General features: G+C 57.3%; 15 protein-coding genes and 1 riboswitch. Of the genes, 11 read left to right on the forward strand and 4 right to left on the reverse strand.

Going from position 1 to position 16,606, the window contains the following annotated elements:
• Positions 1-8: 8 nt before the first annotated feature.
• Entirely contained in the window at positions 9-902 is an 894-nt protein-coding gene (gene rfbD / locus H2Z84_RS07175) for a dTDP-4-dehydrorhamnose reductase (RefSeq protein WP_181835369.1), read from the reverse strand.
• Positions 899-1,963, reverse strand: a complete 1,065-nt coding sequence (gene rfbB / locus H2Z84_RS07180) for a dTDP-glucose 4,6-dehydratase (protein ID WP_181835370.1) — start codon at positions 1,961-1,963, stop codon at positions 899-901. The genes rfbD and rfbB overlap by 4 nt, the downstream gene beginning before the upstream one ends.
• A gap of 200 nt (positions 1,964-2,163) precedes the next feature.
• On the opposite strand from rfbB, the gene H2Z84_RS07185 reads away from it, so the two are divergent.
• From H2Z84_RS07185 to H2Z84_RS07225, 9 genes are all read left to right on the forward strand, one after another.
• Entirely contained in the window at positions 2,164-3,270 is a 1,107-nt protein-coding gene (locus tag H2Z84_RS07185) for an MraY family glycosyltransferase (RefSeq protein WP_181835371.1), read from the forward strand.
• Between the two features lie 176 nt (positions 3,271-3,446).
• Positions 3,447-3,734 (forward strand): co-chaperone GroES, encoded by a 288-nt coding sequence (gene groES / locus H2Z84_RS07190; RefSeq protein WP_124642293.1) that lies wholly within the window; start codon positions 3,447-3,449, stop codon positions 3,732-3,734.
• Between the two features lie 52 nt (positions 3,735-3,786).
• Positions 3,787-5,430 carry a chaperonin GroEL gene (gene groL, locus H2Z84_RS07195; RefSeq protein ID WP_103524241.1) on the forward strand — a complete coding sequence of 548 codons (1,644 nt, stop codon included), beginning with the start codon at positions 3,787-3,789 and terminating at the stop codon, positions 5,428-5,430.
• A gap of 128 nt (positions 5,431-5,558) precedes the next feature.
• Positions 5,559-6,305: a Nif3-like dinuclear metal center hexameric protein gene (locus tag H2Z84_RS07200; protein WP_181835372.1), complete on the forward strand. Its 747-nt coding sequence runs from the start codon at positions 5,559-5,561 to the stop codon at positions 6,303-6,305.
• Positions 6,306-6,425: 120 nt separating this feature from the next.
• Positions 6,426-7,010: a ubiquinol-cytochrome c reductase iron-sulfur subunit gene (gene petA / locus H2Z84_RS07205; protein WP_124642297.1), complete on the forward strand. Its 585-nt coding sequence runs from the start codon at positions 6,426-6,428 to the stop codon at positions 7,008-7,010.
• 14 nt (positions 7,011-7,024) lie between these two features.
• On the forward strand, positions 7,025-8,362 hold the full coding sequence (locus tag H2Z84_RS07210) for a cytochrome b (protein WP_181835373.1): 1,338 nt from the start codon (positions 7,025-7,027) through the stop codon (positions 8,360-8,362).
• 17 nt (positions 8,363-8,379) lie between these two features.
• The gene (locus H2Z84_RS07215; protein WP_181835374.1) at positions 8,380-9,141 is read left to right on the forward strand and encodes a cytochrome c1; all 762 of its coding nucleotides are present in this window, start codon (positions 8,380-8,382) and stop codon (positions 9,139-9,141) included.
• A 156-nt stretch (positions 9,142-9,297) separates the two neighbouring features.
• Positions 9,298-9,900, forward strand: coding sequence for a glutathione S-transferase N-terminal domain-containing protein (locus H2Z84_RS07220; RefSeq protein ID WP_082693274.1), 603 nt, complete (start codon positions 9,298-9,300; stop codon positions 9,898-9,900).
• Between the two features lie 9 nt (positions 9,901-9,909).
• A complete protein-coding gene (locus tag H2Z84_RS07225; protein WP_181835375.1) occupies positions 9,910-10,347 on the forward strand; it encodes a ClpXP protease specificity-enhancing factor in 438 nt (145 codons plus the stop codon).
• 51 nt (positions 10,348-10,398) lie between these two features.
• Here the strand turns inward: H2Z84_RS07225 and H2Z84_RS07230 are convergent, their stop codons facing one another.
• The gene (locus H2Z84_RS07230; protein WP_181835376.1) at positions 10,399-12,048 is read right to left on the reverse strand and encodes a histidine kinase N-terminal 7TM domain-containing diguanylate cyclase; all 1,650 of its coding nucleotides are present in this window, start codon (positions 12,046-12,048) and stop codon (positions 10,399-10,401) included.
• A 104-nt stretch (positions 12,049-12,152) separates the two neighbouring features.
• Positions 12,153-12,217, forward strand: a riboswitch (S-adenosyl-L-homocysteine riboswitch).
• A 70-nt stretch (positions 12,218-12,287) separates the two neighbouring features.
• Between H2Z84_RS07230 and ahcY the strand changes: the two genes are divergently transcribed.
• The gene (gene ahcY / locus H2Z84_RS07235; RefSeq protein WP_181835377.1) at positions 12,288-13,703 is read left to right on the forward strand and encodes an adenosylhomocysteinase; all 1,416 of its coding nucleotides are present in this window, start codon (positions 12,288-12,290) and stop codon (positions 13,701-13,703) included.
• Between the two features lie 135 nt (positions 13,704-13,838).
• Complete coding sequence (metF, locus tag H2Z84_RS07240; RefSeq protein ID WP_181835378.1) at positions 13,839-14,675, forward strand: methylenetetrahydrofolate reductase [NAD(P)H]; 837 nt, start codon at positions 13,839-13,841, stop codon at positions 14,673-14,675.
• An 81-nt stretch (positions 14,676-14,756) separates the two neighbouring features.
• Here metF and H2Z84_RS07245 read toward each other — a convergent pair whose 3' ends face one another.
• Positions 14,757-16,598: a GGDEF domain-containing protein gene (locus H2Z84_RS07245; protein ID WP_181835379.1), complete on the reverse strand. Its 1,842-nt coding sequence runs from the start codon at positions 16,596-16,598 to the stop codon at positions 14,757-14,759.
• Positions 16,599-16,606: the final 8 nt, after the last annotated feature.

The raw sequence follows: 16,606 nt of genomic DNA on the forward strand, positions 1-16,606 counted from the left end.
ACCCCGGATCAGGAATTGAAGATCTGCTGGAACACCTGTTCCACGCCATCCTGCCATGCAGGCATGGTCAGACTGAAATTGTGCTCGATTTTACTGCAATTTAGCCTGGAGTTGCCGGGGCGTTTCGCTGGGGTCGGGTAGGCGCTGCTGGGAATGGCGTGCAGGTTCTCCGGCTTCAGTTGTAGTGCGACACCGTAACGCTCCGCCAGTGCAAGCAAGTATTCGGTATAGCCATGCCAGCTGGTGCTGCCGCTGCTACTCAGGTGGTAGGTGCCGAGCAACTGCTTGTCCTTGCCGGTTTGCCACTGTTTGATGATGTGGGCGGTCACATCGGCAATCAGCGCAGCGGGTGTGGGCGCGCCAATCTGGTCGGCTACCACATTCAGGCTGTCGCGTTCGCGCGCCAGCCGCATGATGGTCTTGAGGAAATTGCTGCCATGTGCCCCCACCACCCAGCTGGTGCGCAGGATGATGTGGTCTGCACCACTAGCACGGATGGCCTGTTCACCCTGGCATTTGCTCCGGCCATATACCGATTGCGGGCTGGTGGCATCGTCCTCTTCATAAGGCATGGCCTTGTCACCATCAAATACATAGTCGGTGGAGTAGTGCAGCAGCAAGGCATTCTTTGCCCCGGTCCAGCCTGCCATGGCTGCCGGTGCGGCGGCATTCACCGCATGTGCCAGTTCGTCGTCACTTTCTGCCTTGTCAACGGCGGTGTAGGCTGCCGGGTTGACGATGATGTCCGGTTGGTATTGGTCCAGCACGGCAGCAATGTCAGCCGGGCGAGACAGGTCCAGTTGCTGGCGATCCAGGCAGATGCACTTGCCCAGCATGGCCAGCGAGCGGCGCAGCTCGAAGCCCAGCTGGCCATTGATGCCGGTAATCAGGATGCGGCTCATGCCTTGTGCCCGTAGTGTTGTTCCAGCCATTGACGATAATTGCCGCTGGTGACGTTGCTGACCCAGTCCTGATTATCCAGGTACCACTCTACGGTCTTGCGGATGCCGCTTTCAAAGGTTTCTGCCGGTTTCCAGCCCAGCTCGCGTTCCAGCTTGCGTGCATCAATCGCATAGCGGCGGTCGTGGCCGGGGCGGTCCTGCACATAGGTGATCTGCTCGGCATAGCCTGTGCCATCGGCCTTGGGGCGCAGTGTATCCAGAATGGCGCAAATGGTGTGCACCACATCCAGATTGGCTTTTTCGTTCCAGCCGCCAACATTATAGGTTTCACCCAGGCGACCTTGCGCCAGCACGGTGCGGATGGCGCTGCAATGGTCTTTCACATACAGCCAGTCGCGGATTTGCTGGCCGTCACCGTAAATGGGCAAGGGCTTGCCGGCCAGCGCATTCAGGATGACCAGCGGAATCAGCTTTTCCGGGAAATGATAGGGGCCGTAGTTGTTGCTGCAGTTGGTGGTGAGGACCGGCAGGCCATAAGTGTGGTGCCAGGCACGTACCAGGTGGTCCGACGCAGCCTTGCTGGCGGAGTAGGGGCTGTTGGGTTCGTAACTGTTGCTTTCGCTGAATGGTGCGTCGCTGGCGGACAGCGTGCCGTACACCTCGTCAGTGGAAACATGCAGGAAGCGGAAGGCAGCCTTGGCCTCGCCTTTCAGACCATTCCAGTAAGCGCGCACCGCTTCCAGCAGGTTGAAGGTGCCCACGACATTGGTCTGGATGAAGTCGCCCGGGCCGTGAATGGAGCGATCAACATGGCTTTCCGCCGCAAAGTTGATGACGGCGCGCACCTGATGTTGTTGCAGCAGTCGACTTACCACTTCGCGATCGCCGATATCGCCCTGAACAAATACATGGCGCGGGTCGTTTTCCAGGCTGGCGAGGGTTTGCAGATTGCCGGCGTAAGTCAGCTTGTCCAGGTTGATCACACCTTCGTTATTGCCATTCAGCCAGTCCAGAACAAAGTTGGCTCCAATGAAGCCGGCACCGCCAGTCACCAATATCATTTAACAATTCCAATAAGTAAGTGGTTTTTGCTTGGCGCGGGGCCATGGTAAAGTAGCCCGCTGCGGGCAAGTGCACAGTGCTCGTCTGCAAGGCCGACATTATAAGACAAAATTGCCCGGCTTCTCGCTGTACAGTCTTGCGACTGCGGCGGGTCGGCCCGATTATTCCGATTCCACGCCCATTCAGGCCTTGATGCCCCATGTTGCAGATTCTCTTGCTAGCACTGATTGTTTCTTTTACTACCGGGCTGCTGCTGATTCGGTATGCGCATTTGCACGCACGTTTTTCTAGCGATGGTGACGTCACTGGCGTGCAGAAATTCCATGCCACGCCGGTTCCCCGCATTGGTGGCTTGCCTATCATGCTTGGTTTGGTAGCTGGTTGTGCGTTATCTGGTTTTTTGAATACCACCGGTTGGGTTTTGTTGTTGTTGTTGTCAGCTTTGCCAGCTTTTGCAGCCGGATTTATCGAAGACCTGACCAAGAAAGTTGGCCCCCTGCCACGTCTGCTGGCTACATTTATCGCTGCTGGACTGGGCTATTTCCTGATTCATGCCGGCTTGTGGAGGCTTGACTTGCCATTTCTGGATCGGTTGTTACAGCACTACTGGCTTATATCGCTGCTGCTGACCATGGTGGCCGTGGGTGGAGTAGCCCACGCTGTCAATATCATCGACGGCTATAACGGCCTGTCGGGCATGGTGGCGGTGTTCATTTTTCTGGCCATTGCCTATGTCTGCTTCAAGGTGCATGACATTGTGTTGATGAGTGTATGCTTTGCCATGGTGGGGGCGATTCTGGGCTTTTTGTTCTGGAATTTTCCGCGCGGGCTGATTTTTGCCGGAGATGGTGGTGCCTATCTGATTGGCTTCATGATTGCCGAACTTTCTGTACTACTGGTGGCGCGCAATACGGCTGTTTCGCCTTGGTTTCCCTTGTTGTGTGTGATTTATCCGGTTTTCGAAACGATTTTCTCCATTTACCGGCGCAAGTTCTTGCAGGGACGGGCAGTGGGCTATCCGGATGCCTTGCATCTGCATCAGATGGTGTACAAGCGCATGGTGTTGTGGATGGTCGGCTCAAAAGAGGCCCGTCACCTGACTCAGCGTAATAGCATGACTTCACCTTATCTGTGGGTTCTGGCCTCTTTTTCAGTAGTGCCAGCCATGCTGTTCTGGAGTAACACTTGGGTACTGATGCTACTGGTGTTGCTGTTTGTGCTGGCCTACCTACGTCTGTACCGCATGATCGTCCGCTTCAAGACCCCGCGCTGGATGGTGTTGCGGCGTGACGACTCTTCTCGCTGAACTTTACGCCTGATGCAGGCAGGGGCGGGTAAGTTTTTGCCTGTCCCCCTCTTGAAACATCACGACCCCGTCCCTATTATTAGCACTCGTCAGGGGTGAGTGCTAAACCTGCCCCACACTGCCACCCTGGCAGTACATATTGCATTCAACAGCCACTTAGTATTTAGGAGAGATCAATGGCAATTCGTCCGCTGCACGATCGTGTTGTTATCAAGCGCCTTGAGGCTGAAGAAAAGACTGCTTCCGGCATCGTTTTGCCGGGTGCGGCCGCTGAAAAGCCCGACATGGGCGAGGTGTTGGCTGTCGGTAACGGCAAGGTTCTGGACAATGGCGAGCGCCGTCCGCTGGAACTGAAAGTTGGCGACAAAGTGATTTTCGGCAAGTACTCCGGTCAGTCCGTCAAGGTTGACGGTGATGAAGTCCTCGTGATGCGCGAGGAAGATGTAATGGGCATCGTCGAGTAATTCCGACCCATACCGACTTCAAACGACCCTATAGAATTCTGGAGATTTGAGAATGGCTGCAAAAGACGTAAAGTTTGGTGATTCCGCTCGTGCCAAAATGGTAGTTGGCGTCAATATCCTGGCTGACGCTGTCAAGGTTACCCTGGGCCCGAAAGGCCGTAATGTCGTACTGGACCGCTCCTTTGGCGCGCCGACCATCACCAAGGACGGTGTTTCCGTTGCCAAGGAAATCGAACTGAAAGACAAGTTCGAAAACATGGGCGCGCAAATGGTGAAGGAAGTGGCTTCCAAGACTTCCGACGTGGCCGGTGACGGCACTACCACGGCGACCGTACTGGCCCAGGCCATCGTTCAAGAAGGCATGAAGTACGTTGCTGCCGGCATGAACCCGATGGACCTGAAGCGTGGTATCGACAAGGCTGTGATCTCCCTGGTAGGTGAAATCGCCAAGATCGCCAAGCCATGTGCCACCACCAAGGAAATCGCCCAGGTTGGTTCCATCTCGGCCAACTCCGATTCCGATATCGGTGAAATCATCGCCACCGCCATGGAAAAAGTGGGCAAGGAAGGCGTGATCACCGTTGAAGACGGCAAGAGCCTGAACAACGAGCTGGACGTGGTGGAAGGCATGCAGTTCGACCGCGGCTACCTGTCCCCGTACTTCATCAACAACCAGGAAAAGCAGATTGCCGCTCTGGACAATCCGTTTGTACTGCTGTTTGACAAGAAGGTTTCCAACATCCGCGACCTGCTGCCGGTACTGGAGCAAGTGGCCAAGTCGGGCCGTCCGCTGCTGATCATCGCTGAAGATGTTGAAGGCGAAGCGCTGGCTACCCTGGTGGTCAACACCATTCGTGGCATCCTGAAGGTGGTTGCAGTCAAGGCTCCGGGCTTTGGCGACCGTCGCAAGGCCATGCTGCAAGATATCGCCATCCTGACCGGCGGTACCGTGATTGCCGAAGAACTGGGTCTGACCCTGGAAAAAGCCACTCTGGACATGCTGGGCCAAGCCAAGCGTATCGAAGTGGGCAAGGAAAACACCATCATCATCGATGGCGCTGGTCAGGCTGATGCCATCCAGGCTCGCGTGGGTGAAATCCGTCGCCAGATCGAAGAAGCTTCTTCCGATTACGACCGCGAAAAACTGCAAGAACGCGTGGCCAAGCTGGCCGGCGGCGTTGCCGTGATCAAGGTTGGTGCCGCTACTGAAGTTGAAATGAAAGAGAAGAAGGCTCGCGTTGAAGACGCGCTGCACGCTACCCGCGCCGCTGTAGAAGAAGGCGTTGTGGCTGGTGGTGGCGTAGCTCTGCTGCGTGCCCGCTCCACTCTGGATAGCCTGAAGACCGACAACGTTGATCAGGATGCCGGTGTGAAGATCGTACTGAAGGCCATCGAAGCCCCGCTGCGTCAGATCGTCAAGAACGCTGGCGACGAGCCGTCCGTAGTGGTGAACAAGGTACTGGAAGGCAAGGGTAACTTCGGTTACAACGCGGCTACCGGCGAATACGGCGACATGCTGGAAATGGGCGTGCTGGATCCGGCCAAGGTAACCCGCTCCGCTCTGCAACACGCTGCTTCCGTTGCCGGCCTGATGCTGACTACCGATTGCATGATCGCAGAACTGCCGGAAGACAAGCCGGCTGCTGGCGGCATGCCGGATATGGGCGGCATGGGTGGTATGGGCGGCATGATGTAAGCTGTCTCAGCCTCTCGCTGAATCAAAAACCCCGCACTTGTGCGGGGTTTTTGTTTTTCTGCGCGATGGCGGGTGGCCGCCGGCTTCTCTGGCACAATAGGCAGCAGCTCATTTCGCAAGGATACATCATGCAATTACAGCAGCTGCTTGCCAGCATGGATGAATGGCTGGAACCGTGGCGCTATCAGGACTACGCGCCCAATGGATTGCAAATAGAAGGTAGAGCAGAGGTAAGCCACATCATCACGGGTGTGACTGCTTCGCAAGCACTGATTGATGTGGCGATTGCCCGCCGCGCAGATGCCATCCTGGTGCACCATGGCTATTTCTGGAAGGGTGAAGACGCCCGGTTGATTGGCATGAAGCGTGCGCGCGTGGCCAAACTGTTGCAGCATGACATCAGCTTGATTGCTTATCATCTGCCGCTGGATGGACATCTGGAACTGGGTAATAACGCCACCCTGGCCAAGCGATTGGGCTGGCAGGCTGAGGGTCAGGTTGGTGAGCAGGGACTGTTATGGCATGGCAGTTGGCCGGCTGGCGGGACTGCCGCGCAACTGGCCGAGGAGATTTCTGTCAGCCTGGGGCGGCAAGCCATGCTACTGGGCCCGGCCGAGCGGCCAGTGCGCCGACTGGCCTGGTGCACGGGCGGGGCGCAGTCATTCTTTCAGGAAGCCATCCGCCTCGGTGTTGATGCATTTGTCACAGGCGAGGTCTCGGAACAATGTTTCCATCTGGCCGAGGAGTATGGCGTGGCATTCATTGCGGCAGGGCACCATGTAACAGAGCGCTACGGCGTGCAGGCTCTGGGCGAGAAGGCTTCTCATTTACCCGGCATAACTGTTGAGTTTGTCGATCTTTTTAATCCGGTTTAGACAAATCTACCCAACCTGGCTCAATTTATTTGCATAGGCGCTTCATGTCCCTACTGGTAATCAGGTAAAATCGTCTGGTTTGAAGTTTGAGCTCGGTTTCCACGTTTGAGGATGACTGTAATGAGTGAACAACAAGTCGATACGGGGCGCCGTCGGTTTCTGACGGTAGCAACCAGCGCTGTTGGGGGTGTGGCCGTTGCCGGGGTGGCAACGCCGTTTCTGATGAGTTTCTTCCCGTCTGAACGGGCAAAAGCTGCTGGTGCACCGGTTGAGGTGGATATCAGCAAGCTGGAGCCGGGCCAGAAGATCAACGTCGAGTGGCGCGGCAAACCGGTATGGCTGTTGTCCCGTACCAAGCAGCAGATTGCTGACCTGCCCAAGAACGACCCCAAGCTGGCGGACCCCAAGTCCGAAGTAGAGCAACAACCCAAGTACTGCCAGAACGAAGGCCGCTCCATCAAGCCTGAACTGCTGGTGGCCGTGGGTATCTGTACCCACCTGGGCTGTTCGCCGACCTTCCGTCCTGATCTGGCTCCTGCCGATCTGGGCCCGGAATGGCTGGGTGGCTTCTACTGCCCGTGTCATGGTTCCAAGTTCGACCTGGCCGCCCGTGTATTCAAGGGTGTTCCGGCTCCGAAGAACCTGGAAATCCCGCCGCATAAGTATCTGTCCGATACCCGCCTGCTGATTGGCGACGACAAATAAGCTTAGGGGGAAAAATGAGCAAAGGACAAAAGCTGCTGAACTGGATTGACGACCGCTTCCCGCTGTCGTCGATGCTGAAAGAGCACGTTACCGAGTACTACGCACCGAAGAACTTCAATTTCTGGTACTTCTTCGGCTCGCTGGCCATGCTGGTGCTGGTTATCCAGATCGTGACCGGCATCTTCCTCACCATGAACTACAAGCCGGATGGCACCCTCAACGGTGCTGGCATTCCGGTGGCATTCGCCTCGGTGGAATACATCATGCGTGATGTAGCAGGTGGCTGGATCATCCGCTACATGCACTCCACCGGTGCTTCCATGTTCTTCGTGGTGGTTTACCTGCACATGTTCCGTGGCCTGATTTACGGCTCCTACAAGCAGCCGCGTGAGCTGGTGTGGGTGTTTGGCTGCCTGATCTTCCTGTGCCTGATGGCTGAAGCCTTCATGGGTTATCTGCTGCCCTGGGGCCAGATGTCCTTCTGGGGTGCGCAGGTGATTGTGAACCTGTTCGGTTCCATCCCGGTTATCGGTCCGGATCTGTCGGTGTGGATTCGTGGTGACTTCGTGGTGTCTGATGCCACGCTGAACCGCTTCTTCGCCCTGCACGTGATTGCCGTGCCGCTGGTCCTGCTGGCTCTGGTCGTGGCTCACCTGATTGCCCTGCACGAAGTGGGTTCCAACAACCCGGACGGCGTGGAAATCAAGAAACTGAAGGACGAAAAGGGCATCCCGCTGGATGGCATTCCTTTCCATCCCTACTACACCGTGAAGGATATTTTCGGTGTGGCAGTATTCCTGATCGTGTTCTCTGCCATCGTGTTCTTCCTGCCGGAAATGGGTGGCTACTTCCTTGAGCATCCGAACTTCGACCAGGCTGATCCGCTGAAAACCCCGCCGCATATTGCACCGGTATGGTACTTCACTCCGTTCTACGCCATTTTGCGTGCCATTCCGTCCTTCCTGGGTACCCAGGTGTGGGGTGTGATCGGCATGGGCGCTGCGGTGGTGGTGATTGCCTTCCTGCCGTGGCTGGATCGTTCCCCGATCAAGTCCATCCGTTATCGCGGTCCGAAGTTCAAGTTCATGTTGGTCTTGTTCATCATCGCCTTTATCGGTCTGGGCATGCTGGGTGCTATGCCGCCGACGGCTGGCCGTACCCTGATTTCGCAGATTCTGTCCTTCGTCTACTTTGCCTTCTTCCTGGGTATGCCGTTCTATACCAAGAACGATGTCGGCTCGGTACCGGTACCGACCCGCGTGACGGAGACCAATGGCAAGCGCCAGTTGCAGTTCCTGGTGCTGGTGGCTGTGACGATCATCGCGGCCTATCTGTTCGGCACCAACGTGTAAGCAAGGGGAAAGGACATATGAAAAGTAAAATCCGCCACCTGATCGCTGCCATGGCGCTGGTGTTGCCGGTAAGCGGCACCGTTCTGGCCAATGAAGGCCCGGCGCTGGAAAAGGCCCCGATCGACATCCAGGACACCGAAAGCCTGCAGCGCGGTGCACAGTTGTTCAGCAACTACTGCCTGTCCTGCCATTCGGCTAGCGCCATGCGCTACAACCGTCTGGAAGATATCGGCCTGTCCGAAGAGCAGATCAAGGCCAACTTGCTGCCTGATGGTGCCAAGATCGGCGACCAGATGAATGTCAGCATGGACAAGAAAGATGCCAAGGTATGGCTGGGCGCTCCGCCCCCGGATCTGTCGCTGATTGCACGTTCGCGTGGTGCCGACTATCTGTATGCCTATCTGCGCGGCTTCTACCGTGATCCGACTCGTCCTACCGGCTGGAACAACCTGGTGTTTGACAAGGTTGGTATGCCGCACGTGCTGTGGGAAATGCAGGGCGAGCAGGTACTGAAGACCGAGAAGAACGCCGCTGGCCATGAAGAGCACAAGCTCGAACTGGTTAAGGCTGGTAGCCTGACTAAGCTGGAAAACGGCAAGGCCAATACCGTGGAGTTTGACAAGCGCATGGCTGATCTGACCAATTACCTGGTCTTCATCGGCGAGCCGGCACAAGTCAAACGTCACCAGATCGGTTATGTCGTACTGATGTTCCTTGGTCTGCTGCTCTTGCCGTTGACCTACTTCCTGAAGAAGGAATACTGGAAAGACGTGCACTAAGCACTGGTCTGGCATCATGAAAAAGGCGGAATTTTCCGCCTTTTTTCTTTTGTAATCATGGCTTTGCGATGTAGTTGTGGAAATTGCCTGCCTGAAAATGGTAAAATCACCGCTTCGATCGAAAATGATTGCCTCTGTCAAGGATATCCGCTAGCCATGATGACTCTTTATTCTGGAATTACCTGCCCCTTCAGCCAACGTTGCCGTATCGTGTTGTATGAAAAGGGAATGGATTTCGAGATCATCGATGTGGACATTCACAACAAGCCGGAAGACCTGGCTGTGATGAATCCCTACAACGAAGTGCCGGTACTGGTAGAGCGCGACCTGATCCTGCACGAATCCAATATCATCAACGAATACATCGACGAGCGTTTCCCGCACCCGCAGCTGATGCCGGCTGATCCGGTGATGCGTGCCCGTGCCCGCCTGTTCCTGCACCGCTTCGAGAACGAGCTGTTCTGCAATGTGAAGGTGCTGGAAGCCGGCGCAACCGGCAAGGAAGCCACCAAGGCGCGTGAGGCCATTCGTGACGGCCTGACCACCATTGCCCCGGTATTTGCCAAGCAAAAGTTCATGCTGGGTGATGACTTCTCCATGATCGACGTGGCCATCGCCCCGCTGATGTGGCGTCTGGAGCATTACAACATCGACCTGGGCAAGCATGCTGCGCCTATCCTCAAGTACGCGGAACGTATTTTCCAGCGCCAGTCTTTCATCGACTCGCTGACCCCGTCTGAAAAGGCCATGCGCAAGTAAGGAATGACCATGAGCGCCAGCACCAAGCCTTACATGATCCGTGCCCTGTATGAATGGTGTACGGATAATGGCCATACGCCGTTTCTGGTGGTGTGGGTGGACGAGCACGCCGATGTCCCGCGCGAGTACGTGAAGAACAACGAAATCGTGTTGAATATTGCAGCCGGGGCCACCCAGAATCTGCGTATCGACAACGAGTGGGTGTCTTTTTCCGCACGTTTTGCCGGGGTATCACGTGATATTTGGGTGCCTGTCGGCAATGTGATGTCCATTTTTGCCCGGGAAACCGGCGAAGGAATGGGCTTTGAAGTCGAGTTGGGCGGTGTGCCCGAGTCGCCGGTGTTGGCACCTGTGGTGGCCAGCGAGTCCGAGCCGGAAGATAGCAGGACCGATGAGCCGGCAGTACCACGCCCCAGCGGCAGGCCGAGCTTGCGCATCGTCAAGTAAGGCAGCCACAGCTATCATCAAAAACCGGGACGCGTTCCCGGTTTTTTATTGCTATTTACTCACCATATGTGCTTGTAGCAAGGGAATATCCGTGAGGTCCGGCAGCGGGTTGCCATGCAGCCTGACCTGGTTTTTACCCTGTGCCTTGGCTTCGTACAGGGCCATGTCTGCCAGTTGATAAAGCTTGGCAAAGCCATTGCCATCACTGGGGTAGCAGGCAATGCCGCAGGAGAAGGTGGCAGAGAACGCCACGCTGTCCGCCTGGTAGCGCAAGTCGGCAAAGCGGCGGCGTAGTAACTCCAGGCGCATCCAACCGTTACGCTGATCGGCGGAGGGGAGTACCACGATGAACTCCTCACCACCAAGCCGGCAAACAATATCGGCCTGGCGGCAGTAGCGGCGTAGCAGGTCCGCCAGTGCACACAGTACCTGGTCGCCAGCAATGTGGCCGAAGCGGTCGTTGATGCTTTTGAAGTTGTCCAGATCAATCAGGGCAAAGGTCAGTGGCTGCTGTTCTCGCTCGGCCCGGCTGATTTCCCGGTCTAGTGTTTCTTCCAGATAGCGTCGGTTATAGAGGCCAGTCAACGGGTCGTGCAGGGCTTGTTCGCGCAGGGTGTCCTGCAGCGTCTCGATTTCGTCGATGCGGGTTTTCAGCTGCATATAGGCCTGATGCAATGCTTCCTCTGCCCGACGCTGGCGCGAGATGTCACGCAGCACCAGCAAGCGGCCGCCCAGCGTAACGCCTGACTCCCTGATGGGAAAAGCGCGAACTTCCAGAATGGAGCGAGAGCCGGGGCCGTTGAGTTCCACTTGATGGGCACCATCCTGATCGGCTACGGCAAGTAGTGACGCAATCTGCAGCGGCTGGCCGCATAGTACGGCAGCTGGCTTGCCAAACAGATTGGCGGCCGCAGGGTTGATATCGAGAATCGTCTTGTTGGGATCGATCACCACAATACCGTCACCCATGGCATTGAAGGCATTGCCGCGAGCAATCGGTACCACATACAGCATGCGCAGATAGAGCAGATCAAAGGCAAACACCATGCCGGTGATGGCAAAGCACAAGGGGGTGGGGTCCAGCCCGCGTAGTGGGATGTTGCCCGACAAATAGAGCAGATTGCCGACCCAGGGAACGATGGCGCCCAGCATCAGGATCAGCGACTGGCCACGGTAGTGGGGCGGATAAAAGTGCAGGGTGCGTAGCAATAGCAAGGAACCCAGCAGCATCATCAGATAGGAATAGCCGGCGACTAACAGCCAGAACAGCGGGCCATGGTTGAAGATAAGCAGGTTGTAGCCGGATGGCGAGGCCTGGAAGCTGCTCCAGATCAGGCCGTGTTTCTCATTGCTGATAGCCAGTCCCAGGCTGAGCAGGGGAATGAGGAACAGCGTGGCGATGCTGCGCAGGCGGAGCGCCTTGTCCAGCTGGTTGTAGTCTGCCGCCAGCAGAAAAAATAGCGTTGGTGCGGTGAGGGTGCCCAAGTATTCCACCTTGGACCAGAGAATTTTCTCGCGCAGCAAGGAAGAAGACAATTCCAGCATGGCACCACCTGCCCATACTGTTACCGCCAGCATCAGCCAGGCCAGCCAGCGCGCCCCTGTCACCTGACGTCGTTCCCAGGCCAGGATGCCGATGGTGGCTGCACTCAGTGCGGCCAGGCCGGCTGTCGCTGAAATGGTAGTGAAAACAAAAGACATGCGCTTCTCTATGCAATGTGACTATGCGGACGGCAATATTTCAGTGTACCCCTTGTCAGAGAAGTTTCATTCACATTTTTACGTCTCTAGGTATAATTACGGCACTCCCGAGGAGCGCTGCGAGGTCAATCCCCAGGCTCGGGCTTCTTGCAAACGGCGCTCACCTGACTAAACTCCGTGCCGAAGCCGGAATAGCGGGTGAGCCGCGTTCTGGCCGGCGTGTAAAAGGACTTTGCACGATGGCTGAATTCACCGATTTCCATGTAGCCGACATCAACCTTGCCGCCTGGGGGCGCAAGGAGTTGGCGATTGCCGAAACCGAAATGCCCGGACTGATGGCGCTGCGCGAAGAGTTCGCGCACCAGAAGCCGCTGCGCGGCGCACGCATTGCCGGTTCGCTGCACATGACTATCCAGACTGGTGTGCTGATCGAAACCCTGGTGGAGCTGGGGGCCGATGTGCGCTGGGCTTCCTGCAATATCTTCTCCACGCAAGACCACGCTGCCGCTGCCATTGCGGCTGCCAATATCCCGGTGTTTGCCTTCAAGGGAGAGAACCTGGACGAATACTGGGAGTTCTCGCACAAGATCTTCGAATGGCCGGAAGGTCAGGAAGCCAATATGATTCTGGACGATGGCGGCGACGCCACCTTGCTGCTGATGCTGGGCAGCAAGGCCGAACAGGATCGCAGCGTGATCAGCCACCCGGCCAATGAAGAAGAGACCGCACTGTTTGCCGCGATTGCCCGTTATCTGGCAGTGGACCCGCACTGGTACTCCAAGCGTCTGCCGCACATCCAGGGCGTGACTGAAGAAACCACCACCGGCGTGCATCGCCTGTACCAGATGCAAAAGGAAGGCCGTTTGCCTTTCCCTGCATTCAATGTGAATGACTCGGTGACCAAATCCAAGTTCGACAATCTGTATGGCTGCCGCGAATCGCTGGTGGATGGCATCAAGCGCGCCACCGACGTGATGATCGCCGGCAAGGTGGCCGTGGTATTGGGTTACGGTGATGTGGGCAAGGGTTGCGCGCAGAGCCTGCGTGGCCTGGGTGCCACGGTATGGGTCACCGAAGTAGACCCGATCTGCGCCTTGCAGGCTGCCATGGAAGGCTACCGCGTGGTACGCATGGATGACGTGGCTGATCAGGGTGACATCTTTGTCACCACCACCGGCAATGTGTCGGTGATTACCCATGATCACATGGTGAAGATGCGCAACAACGCCATCGTGTGCAATATCGGCCACTTCGACAGCGAAATCGAAGTCGCCAGCCTGCGCCAATACCAGTGGGACAATATCAAGCCGCAGGTAGACCACATCATCTTCCCGGCCCAGGGCAATGAACCGGCCAAGCGCATCATCCTGCTGGCCGAAGGCCGCCTGGTGAACCTGGGTTGCGCCACCGGCCACCCCAGCTTCGTGATGTCCAACTCCTTCACCAACCAGGTGCTGGCGCAGATGGAGATCTTCCAGCACGGTGAGCAGTACGGCAAGGAAGTGTATGTGTTGCCCAAGCATCTGGACGAGAAGGTGGCCCGCCTGCACCTGAAGCGTATCGGCGCCAACCTGACCGAGCTGTCGGATGAACAGGCCGCCTACATCAGCGTGCCCAAGCAGGGTCCTTATAAGCCGGCGCACTATCGTTATTGATAGCGGGCTGTAAGGCGAACGGACAGGGCAGGGTAGAATGCACCTGTCCGTTTTTTTATCGGCAGGCCAGCGCAGGCCCGCCATGCTGCAGTACCAGAACACAGCCTGCCGCCACGAGCAGGGACAGAGACGATCATGAACGAACCGAAAAAAACCTTCAGCTTCGAGTTTTTCCCGCCCAAGACCCCCGAAGGCGTGGCCAAGCTGCGTACCACGCGCCAGCAACTGGCGCAGTTCAAGCCGCAATTCTTCTCGGTGACTTTTGGTGCCGGCGGCACCACCCGCGATGGCACCCTGTCCACCGTCCTGGAAATCCGCAGCGAAGGCCATGCCGCCGCGCCGCACCTGTCCTGCATCGGTTCGACCCGGGAAAACATCAGCGCCATCCTCAATGAATACCGCAATCACGGCATCCGTCACATTGTGGCGCTGCGTGGCGACATGCCGTCCGGCATGGTAGCGGCTGGCGAATTCCGCTATGCCAACGAACTGGTGGAGTTCATCCGCAGCGAGCACGGCGACCATTTCCATATCGAAGTGGCGGCCTACCCGGAATTCCATCCCCAGTCCAAATCGGCCGAGGATGACCTGAACAACTTTGTGCGCAAGGTCAAGGCCGGCGCCAATTCGGCCATGACGCAGTACTTCTTCAATGCCGATGCCTACTTCCGCTTTGTCGACGAAGCGCAGGCGCGCGGTGTGGATATTCCCATCGTGCCGGGCATCATGCCGATCGCCAACTTTGGTCAGCTATGCCGTTTTTCCGATATGTGCGGGGCAGAAGTGCCACGCTGGCTGCGCCAGCGCATGCAGTCCTACTATGACGATACGGCCTCCATCCGCGCCCTGGGGCTGGATGTGGTGACCGAGTTGTGCGATCGCCTGCTGGCCAATGGTGCGCCGGGCCTGCATTTCTATACCTTGAACCAGGCTGGCCTGGTGTCCACCGTATGGCAACGACTGGGTTTGTAATCGGTCCCCTGCTGTAATGAAGAAGCCCGGCACTGCCGGGCTTTTTGCATGGTGGTTTGGTCGCCGATGAGTCGCGACCGATCAGTGATCGGTATCGGTTATTTCCACCCGGTTGCGACCATGATGTTTGGCCAGATAAAGCGCTTTATCCGCATTGCGCATCAGCTGGTGTTCGGACTGTGGCGGCCCCTGCAGGCTGGCTACGCCGATACTGATGGAGACCCGGTCGCCAGCACGACTCTGGCGATGGGCAATGGCCAGCTGCCAGACGGCCAAGCGGATGGCTTCTGCCAGCGCCACAGCCTCCGCGGCCAGATAGCCCGGCAGCAGGACTGCGAATTCCTCGCCGCCGACCCGAGCCGCCAGATCAGCCGCTGCCGGCAACTGCTCCTGTATGCATTGCGCTACCTGGCGCAGGCATTGGTCTCCGGCCAGATGACCATAGCTGTCATTGAATTGCTTGAAATAATCGATATCGATCTGCAAGACGCTCAATGCCTTGCCGGTGGTACGGGCCGCATTGAAATACAGGCTGAGTCGTTCGTCGAAATAGCGGCGGTTGGCAATGCCGGTGAGGCCGTCACTGAAGGCCATGCGGGCCAGATCAGCATTGGCGGCGTGCAGCTGCTGTTGGGTCTGGCTGAGTGCTTGCAACTGCTGGCGGCGGATGATGGTATTGGCCAGCGTTTCGCCCAATAGGCGGGCCTGTTGCTGTTCCTTGCCCTGCCAGTGGCGTGGGCTGCTGACCATGTCACAGCCGAACAGGCCTACCGGGCGGCCCATGTGATCGATGCGCAGCATGAACAGGCTTTGTATCTGATGTTCTTCCAGCTCCTGGCGTTCCAGTGTGGCGTCGTCAGGCAGCTCGTCCAGGGTGTCCAGCGACAGCAGGCCATGCTCTTGCAATTGCTGACTGGCCCAGCGGCGGCGCAGCATGCTCTGGCCTTGCAGGGAGTGGGTGGTGGGCTGAATGCCGGAAGCACACCATTCATGTACGGTATTGACCAGCCAGTCATCGGCAAAGCTGATCAGATAACAGCGCTCTACCTGCATGAAATGACCGATCTCGCCCAGTGCCATCTTGGTCGCCTGATCGATGTCATGCAGCGGAATATTGATGAAACGGGTGGAAATGCCGGCAATCAGTTGCTGAAAATTGAGTAGTTGCTTCAGCTCGCGGGTGCGCTCTGTTACCAGGCCGGCCAGTTGGTCGCGGTGGCTGGCCAGCTCATTTTCGATCTGTTGTCTTTCCTGCAGGTGGTGGCTGATATTGTCGCTCATGCTGCGAAAGGCCCGGGCCAGCTCGCTCAGCTCGTTGTCGATCTGGCCTTGCTGCTGGCCGGGCAAGAGCGGAGGCAGCTGCATGCCGGGCTGATAGTTGCGCACGATTTCTGCCATACCCTGCAGTGGTCGTACCAGCCGGCGGTTGAACAGCAGCCACAGCAGCAGCGCCAGGCCGAAGAAGCCCAGCAGGAAAGCCAGGGTGGCGCTGGCCACTTCCTGACGCATGGTGCTGTAGATGTGTTGGTGGGATACCGTCAGTAGCAGGCTGCCAATTGCCTCTGTGCTATGTGGAGAGAGCAGGGATAACTGGTATTGACCGTTATTGTCCTGCCCCTGCTGTTCCGGATTGTCATAGCGCAGCGACTGGCCCAGTTCGGTGCGCAGGGCTACGCTCTGTACGCCGGGGATTTGGGCGATCAGCCGTAACTGCAGCTGGATGGCCGGAATATCCACATCCCAGGCACTCTGGCTCAGCAGTGGCAGGTAAAGGCGGGATACCGTGGCGGGTATGGCATCCATCTGCTGCTTGCCGTTGTACCATACCAGCGCGGCTTTTAGGCCGGTCACCGCTGCCCCGAACAGCAGGGTATACAACAGCAGCTGCCAGATTAGCTGGCGGGTGAGTCTGCGGGTCGGCATGTGCCAGC

Origin of the sequence: Aquitalea aquatica, from assembly GCF_013911085.1 — a bacterium.
GTDB classification, from domain to species: Bacteria; Pseudomonadota; Gammaproteobacteria; order Burkholderiales; family Chromobacteriaceae; genus Aquitalea; species Aquitalea aquatica.

Coding starts and splice junctions, on each gene's coding strand:
- rfbD (WP_181835369.1), bottom strand. CDS start 902: ATGAGCCGCATCCTGATTACCGGCATCAATGGCCAGCTGGGCTTCGAG.
- rfbB (WP_181835370.1), bottom strand. CDS start 1,963: ATGATATTGGTGACTGGCGGTGCCGGCTTCATTGGAGCCAACTTTGTT.
- H2Z84_RS07185 (WP_181835371.1), top strand. CDS start 2,164: ATGTTGCAGATTCTCTTGCTAGCACTGATTGTTTCTTTTACTACCGGG.
- groES (WP_124642293.1), top strand. CDS start 3,447: ATGGCAATTCGTCCGCTGCACGATCGTGTTGTTATCAAGCGCCTTGAG.
- groL (WP_103524241.1), top strand. CDS start 3,787: ATGGCTGCAAAAGACGTAAAGTTTGGTGATTCCGCTCGTGCCAAAATG.
- H2Z84_RS07200 (WP_181835372.1), top strand. CDS start 5,559: ATGCAATTACAGCAGCTGCTTGCCAGCATGGATGAATGGCTGGAACCG.
- petA (WP_124642297.1), top strand. CDS start 6,426: ATGAGTGAACAACAAGTCGATACGGGGCGCCGTCGGTTTCTGACGGTA.
- H2Z84_RS07210 (WP_181835373.1), top strand. CDS start 7,025: ATGAGCAAAGGACAAAAGCTGCTGAACTGGATTGACGACCGCTTCCCG.
- H2Z84_RS07215 (WP_181835374.1), top strand. CDS start 8,380: ATGAAAAGTAAAATCCGCCACCTGATCGCTGCCATGGCGCTGGTGTTG.
- H2Z84_RS07220 (WP_082693274.1), top strand. CDS start 9,298: ATGATGACTCTTTATTCTGGAATTACCTGCCCCTTCAGCCAACGTTGC.
- H2Z84_RS07225 (WP_181835375.1), top strand. CDS start 9,910: ATGAGCGCCAGCACCAAGCCTTACATGATCCGTGCCCTGTATGAATGG.
- H2Z84_RS07230 (WP_181835376.1), bottom strand. CDS start 12,048: ATGTCTTTTGTTTTCACTACCATTTCAGCGACAGCCGGCCTGGCCGCA.
- ahcY (WP_181835377.1), top strand. CDS start 12,288: ATGGCTGAATTCACCGATTTCCATGTAGCCGACATCAACCTTGCCGCC.
- metF (WP_181835378.1), top strand. CDS start 13,839: ATGAACGAACCGAAAAAAACCTTCAGCTTCGAGTTTTTCCCGCCCAAG.
- H2Z84_RS07245 (WP_181835379.1), bottom strand. CDS start 16,598: ATGCCGACCCGCAGACTCACCCGCCAGCTAATCTGGCAGCTGCTGTTG.